Source organism: Paraclostridium benzoelyticum (assembly GCF_001006285.1).
GTDB lineage: Bacteria > Bacillota > Clostridia > Peptostreptococcales > Peptostreptococcaceae > Paraclostridium > Paraclostridium benzoelyticum.
Window position 1 is genome coordinate 1 of the sequence record NZ_LBBT01000076.1, and the last position, 4,476, is coordinate 4,476.

At 26.2% G+C, this 4,476-nt stretch carries 6 protein-coding genes; 2 read left to right on the forward strand and 4 right to left on the reverse strand.

The window, feature by feature from the left end:
* Positions 1–90: 90 nt before the first annotated feature.
* The 4 genes from VN21_RS03715 to VN21_RS19030 form a co-directional block, all read right to left on the reverse strand.
* Positions 91–909 carry a MerR family transcriptional regulator gene (locus VN21_RS03715; RefSeq protein ID WP_046822106.1) on the reverse strand — a complete coding sequence of 273 codons (819 nt, stop codon included), beginning with the start codon at positions 907–909 and terminating at the stop codon, positions 91–93.
* Positions 910–1,203: 294 nt separating this feature from the next.
* Positions 1,204–2,553 (reverse strand): MATE family efflux transporter, encoded by a 1,350-nt coding sequence (locus VN21_RS03720; RefSeq protein ID WP_046822107.1) that lies wholly within the window; start codon positions 2,551–2,553, stop codon positions 1,204–1,206.
* Positions 2,554–2,693: 140 nt separating this feature from the next.
* The gene (locus tag VN21_RS03725; RefSeq protein WP_021431189.1) at positions 2,694–2,900 is read right to left on the reverse strand and encodes a DUF378 domain-containing protein; all 207 of its coding nucleotides are present in this window, start codon (positions 2,898–2,900) and stop codon (positions 2,694–2,696) included.
* 139 nt (positions 2,901–3,039) lie between these two features.
* Positions 3,040–3,354: a hypothetical protein gene (locus VN21_RS19030; protein ID WP_226896667.1), complete on the reverse strand. Its 315-nt coding sequence runs from the start codon at positions 3,352–3,354 to the stop codon at positions 3,040–3,042.
* Positions 3,355–3,400: 46 nt separating this feature from the next.
* Here VN21_RS19030 and VN21_RS19035 point away from each other — a divergent pair, with 46 nt between their 5' ends.
* A complete protein-coding gene (locus VN21_RS19035; RefSeq protein WP_226896668.1) occupies positions 3,401–3,973 on the forward strand; it encodes a CPBP family intramembrane glutamic endopeptidase in 573 nt (190 codons plus the stop codon).
* Positions 3,974–4,036: 63 nt separating this feature from the next.
* Positions 4,037–4,375, forward strand: a complete 339-nt coding sequence (locus VN21_RS03735) for a DUF1622 domain-containing protein (RefSeq protein ID WP_046822108.1) — start codon at positions 4,037–4,039, stop codon at positions 4,373–4,375.
* Positions 4,376–4,476: the final 101 nt, after the last annotated feature.

The window sequence follows — 4,476 nt, forward strand, 5'->3', positions numbered from 1 at the left end:
TAACTAAATTTTATAGGATATTCAAATTTTTTAGTAATCATAATTTTATTAAGCATAAAAAAGCTGGTAACCTACTAGATACCAGCTTTTTTATTTCATTAATATTTCGATTTGTCCAAGTGACTTTTCTTTTCCATCTATACCAACTCTAGTCATTATATATATTTCGTGAAAATCACCTATAGTTTCAATATCATTATCTTTTATATATCTCATAATTACATCATAGTATTTACCTGAATCTCTATATGCATCATCAAAGTACATAGTTAAGTATTTGCCTTTAGGTATTTTTATTATTTTTTCATCTATAAAATTTTTATTCTCACCTAAATTTATCATTACATTTTTATAAACTACATTATGATTTAACTTCATATCACTATATGAAGTTGTGAATGCAATTTCAGCATTTACATTTTCATAGTCTCTTTCTACTTCTAATAATACTTTTCTCAAAATAATTTCAAATTCATCCGTATATCTATCTTTGTAATGATATGTTTTAAAAGTTCTTTCTTCATTATATTTTATAAATACAGTGTTAAGCCCCTGATCAAGTGAAATTTTTATCTTGTTTTCAAGAGACTCAATTTTATTTTTTATATTTTCTAATTCTCTCATTTTTTCATAAATTATTTGTTTTTGATTTCCAAGTATATTAAAAATTGATTCTAAAGATGTATAATTATGTGTTACTTCCTTTATTTCTTCTAATGGCATACCCATAGCTTTGCATTGTTTTATTAAATCTATAGTACTAAAATCTTTCATAGAGTAATACCTGTATCCTGTAGTTTCATTTATGTATGAAGGTTTTAACAATTCAACTTTTTCATAATGTCTAAGAGTCTGAACCGATATATTGTTTAGTTTAGCCATTTGCCCAATAGATAAATATTTTACCATTAAATCACCTCTGCTATATTTTAGCATACTGTTAGCTTAAATCTATGAAATATATTGAATTTATATTTCATAACAACTTTATTAATTAAAATATCTCTATTTTATTATTTTCCAAAAAAGCTTATTACTTCTCGTAAATTCCATTCGTTGAATCTGCTTTAAAGTTTTCAAATGTAGCTTTTCTAAAATTATATATATGTCAATTTAATCCTCCATTTAATTTTTAATAATATAATTGTTTTACCTTTTTAAAAAAATAAAACCGAACCCTATAAATAGAGTCCAGTTTTTTATTTATATATTAGATGCATCACCTAAAACTATGTTTTGACTTTGATCCGATTCATTTATTACTTTAGCCGTATATCTTCTTACATTAGCCATTATATACATAACTATAAATGTTATAGATTCTGAAACTAATACACTTGACCATATTCCATTTAAACCAAATAACTTTGGTAATACAATTAAACAGATAGGTAAAAATATAATTGATCTAAATAAACAAATTAAGTTTGAAAATTTAGGTATTTCAATAGCTTGATAATAAACTAATGTGTTTAAATTTATACTTCCTATTATATAGGCTAAACATGCTATTTTTATACCATGATACCCAAGTTTTGCTATATTTGGATCAGTTGTAAATATACCAACAATGCTTCTTCCAAATACATAGCATATCAATGAAGCAGTTATACTAACAACTAATGAACACTTGCAATTAATTTCATAGAATTTTAACATTTTTTTAGAATCTCTTCTTCCAAAATTATAACTTATCAGAGGTTGTGCTCCAAATGTTAATCCTAGTAAAACCATGTAAATGTTTGTAGTTATATAGTTTATTATACTATATGTAGATATCCCTATTTCACCCATAAAGTTTGATAACGCTATATTGTGTAAGAATACTATGATTGAAAAACTTGCTTGCCCAAAAAACGATGGAAATCCAATGTTTAAAACTTCTTTTATTGTGTCTTTATTTAAAGATGTATTTCCAAAGCTTAAATATCCTCTTTTCTTTAAGAAATGCGGAAGAAGTATAGCTACTGTAACTATTTGTCCTAAGCCTGTAGCTATTGCAGCTCCTTTAATTCCCATATCGAAAGTAAATATAAATACATAATCTAATATTACATTAGTTATAGCTCCTGCAATAGTTGAAACCATCGCAAGTTTAGGTCTATTGTCATTTCTTACAAAACTATTTAATACTATACCTACTAAGTTAGGCGTACAAAAAATAGCATAATACTTAAGGTACTCAACTGCCAAAGGTTCTAGATTATCCGTTGCTCCTAACATTCTTACAATTGGCCCTGTAAATACAATACAAACTATACTTGTTACTATACTTATAATTAATAATAACTTAAATACTTGTCTAAATATATCAACTGCTTTGTCTATATCTTCAGCACCTACATTCTTAGATACTAAAGCGCCTCCTCCAACTGCTAGCATACTTGCAATCCCAAATAAAACTACAGTAAATGGAAGAACTATATTTACAGCTGCTAATGCAGAGTCTCCAACACCTTGGCCAACAAAGATTCCATCGATAACGGTATATAATGACGATATAAACATTGCCAATGATGATGGTACTGCATATCTTAAAAATTCACTAACCATAATTTCCCTCCTATTTATTTTTCCTAAAACACATTATAAAGTCTATAGTAGGTATAGAGTCAATATCATTCATCAAACATTTTAAGTTTTCTAATAAAATAAAAAATTCACACCTTCTAGTGTGAATTTTATTATAAATTCTATCTGTTTTTGTCATCCTTTAATGTAGCTAAAGTATATAAAGAGTATAATCCAGCTACCCCAACTAATGTAAATATGCTTCTACTTATCATTGAATATGTTCCTCCAAATAAATATCCTACAAGATCAAGCTCAAATAATCCTATGGAACCCCAGTTTAAAGCTCCTATAATAACTAATACTAATGAGATTTGTTTTAATAACATATTTATACACTCCTTTAATTTTTTCTTTTAGTTATTATTTCCAGTATTTTTTCAATTATTCTTTTTTTTCTAATTTTAAAATCACCATTAATAAGAAAGCTTTATTCAATAATTTATGATAGTATTATTATATAGCTATTTAGGAGGTGTTTTTTATCTTTATAAGAAACGAAACTTTAGTAGACAAAGCTAAAAGTTCTAAAAAACTACCCAATTTTATTTGGGCAATAATTTTAGCTTTATTATTTCTAAATATAGGTTCAATTTTAGGGTCTATAGTTATTATTCCCTTAATTTCGTTAATAAGTAGTATTCCTCTATTTTCATCTAACCCTGATTTTTTAATGCTACTATCATCATTGCTAAGCTTTTTAGGTATATCTTTACTAGTATTTTTTAGAGTTTCAAAAATTGAAAAAAGAAGTATTAGCTCAATTGGTTTTTCTAAATACAATTGGTTTAGAAAATATTCGATAGGATTTTTAATAGGACTAATTTTAATGAGTTTAGTCGTACTTGTTCTATATTTATTTGGATTTGTATCTTTAGAACAATCTCCTTCTCAGCCTGTAGGTAAATTTGCTTTATTAAACATATTTATTGTTTTAATAGGTTGGATAATTCAAGGTGGAACAGAGGAGATTTTAACTAGAGGATGGCTTATGAATATTTTAAGTGCACGCTACAATGTAAATATTGGTTTATTTATTTCATCTGTTCTTTTTAGTCTACTTCACCTATCTAACCTCAATGTTAACATAATAGCCATTTTAAATATAATACTAGTTGGATATTTATTTGGTTTATATGTAATAAAAACGAATGACCTTTGGGGTGCTTGTGGTATGCATAGTGCTTGGAATTTTGCTCAAGGTAATTTATTTGGATTTGAAGTTAGTGGGTTAAATGTTTCTATTGGAAGCTTATTTGATTTTAATTTAACTGGAAATGAGCTTCTATCTGGTGGTGTTTTTGGACCTGAAGCTGGTATTGCATCTACGCTTATATTGATAATAGGTATAGTTGCTATTCTCGTACTTGATAGAAAAGGCTTCTTTAATAAATATTTTTAATAATTATCTTAATCTCACTAATACTATTAATAACGATATTTTCTTCAATTTAGGAGGATTTTTATGCTAGAAGAACTTATGAATAAATACATTCCTATTTTAGTAAGTGTTTTTGAGTTTATGGGCGTTGTAGTTATATCTATAGGAGCATTTACAGCATTCTATTACTATATTAGGAAAGTTTTATTTAAAATAGAGGTTAGTGTAAAACACCAATTTGCTACGGCTATGGCCACAGGTCTTGAATTTAAATTAGCCGCTGAAATTTTAAAAACCGTTTTGGTTAAAACATTAGATGAACTTGTTATTTTAGGTGCTGTATTTTTACTTAGAGTTCTTATGACCTTTGTTATAGAATGGGAAATTAAACAAGATAATAATGAAAATAACATAAAAAGTTAATATTTTACTACTAATCATAATGTAACTGAGCTACTTGTTTTATATTTTTGGTATTAAATATTATTGATAAGTTTTAGCTCAGTTATTTTATTTTTTTATTT